Source organism: Bacillus cereus group sp. BfR-BA-01356 (assembly GCF_022663635.1).
In the GTDB taxonomy this organism is placed as follows: Bacteria; Bacillota; Bacilli; order Bacillales; family Bacillaceae_G; genus Bacillus_A; species Bacillus_A cereus.
Map to the genome: position 1 here is coordinate 1 of NZ_JAKUFX010000326.1, position 221 is coordinate 221.

Below are 221 nucleotides of genomic sequence, written 5' to 3' on the forward strand. Positions count from 1 at the left end.
GCCATAAAGGACCTTTATAACAATGAAATTGTAGCTTATCATATTAGCCATCGTCATGATATACAACTAGTTATCGATACGCTAAACAAGGCGAAAAAACAACGAAACGTGTGTAAATGTCAAGATAAACATGTACATTTTCGCTTGTTTAAGCATGTACAAAATCAATCATTTTCTTTGCTAAAATGATCTTTAATTCGATAGGATTGTCCTACAATACT

1 protein-coding gene is annotated in these 221 nt (G+C 31.7%); it reads left to right on the forward strand.

Annotated elements, in window-relative coordinates; translation table 11 throughout:
• Window positions 1-3: 3 nt before the first annotated feature.
• Window positions 4-189 carry a hypothetical protein gene (locus MR168_RS33240; protein ID WP_242291779.1) on the forward strand — a complete coding sequence of 62 codons (186 nt, stop codon included), beginning with the start codon at window positions 4-6 and terminating at the stop codon, window positions 187-189.
• Window positions 190-221: the final 32 nt, after the last annotated feature.